This window comes from Microbispora corallina (genome assembly GCF_016863035.1).
Classification (GTDB): domain Bacteria; phylum Actinomycetota; class Actinomycetes; order Streptosporangiales; family Streptosporangiaceae; genus Microbispora; species Microbispora corallina.
In genome coordinates, this window is the sequence record NZ_BOOC01000096.1 from 1 (window position 1) to 1,052 (window position 1,052).

1 protein-coding gene is annotated in these 1,052 nt (G+C 68.0%); it reads right to left on the reverse strand.

What is annotated here, in order from left to right:
* Positions 1-952, reverse strand: a 952-nt coding sequence (locus Mco01_RS38685) for an IS481 family transposase (RefSeq protein WP_204061792.1), incomplete at its 3' end; no start/stop codon positions are given.
* Positions 953-1,052 lie beyond the last annotated feature (100 nt).

Consider the following 1,052-nt stretch of genomic DNA (forward strand, 5'->3'; position numbering starts at 1 on the left):
TGTATTGACCCGTGAGGTTGTTAACCCGGGTGATCGGTGGTTGGCCTCCGAGTGCGGTGTGGCAGCGATGGTAGTTGTAGGTGTGGAGAAAGTCCTGTAGAGCCTCGGTGCGTTGGTCGTTGCTGGTGTAGGGCCGCTGGTAGGCCCATTCCTCCAGCAGGGTGCGGTTGAAGCGTTCGACCTTGCCGTTGGTCTGGGGGCGGTAGGCGCGGGTGCGTTTGCCGGTGGCGCCGAGGTCGGCCAGGGCGTGGCGCCAGGCGGTGGCTTTGCGGTAGCTCCAGGCGTTGTCGGTCAGGACGCGTTCGATGGTGGGGATTCCAAGGGTGGCGAAGAAGGCCGCGGCCCGGCGGAGGAAGGCGGCGCAGGTGTCGGCTTTCTCGTCGGGGTGGACTTCGCTGTAGGCGATGCGGGTGTGGTCGTCGACGGCGGAGTGGATGTAGTCGAAGCCGGTGGTGTGGGATCGGTCGGGGCAGGCAGCGCGGCCGTGGATGCGCCAGCCGCCGCCGTCGGGGATACGGCCGAGCTTTTTGACGTCGATGTGGATCAGTTCGCCGGGGCGGGCGCGTTCGTAGCGGCGGATGAGCTGCCCGGTGGGCCGGTCGAGGTAGGCGAGCCGGTTGAGGTGGTGACGGGTCAGGATGCGGTGCACGGTGGAGGGGGCCAGGCCCAGGATGGGGCCGATGCGGGCCGGGCCGAGCTTGCGGCTGGTGCGCAACCGCAGCACCTGCGCCTCGACCGCGGGTGGAGTGCGGTGCGGGGTGGTGTGCGGCCGGCTGGGCCGGTCATGGAGTCCCGCCTCGCCCTGCTCGCGCCAGCGGCGGATCCATTTGTAGGCGGTGGGCCGGGAGATGCCCATCTCTGCGGCCACATGCGCGACGGCTCGTCCGGCCAGGACGCGTTGGACAAGAAGACGCCTGCCGTGAACGGTCAGCCGGGCATTACGGTGGGACACGAAGACCTCCGTGCGTGGTGTGGAGCCTAGACACCTCCACCACACCGGAGGTCTTCCTCTTGATCAAGCGGAACCGTCAACAACGCTCGTGGTCAATACA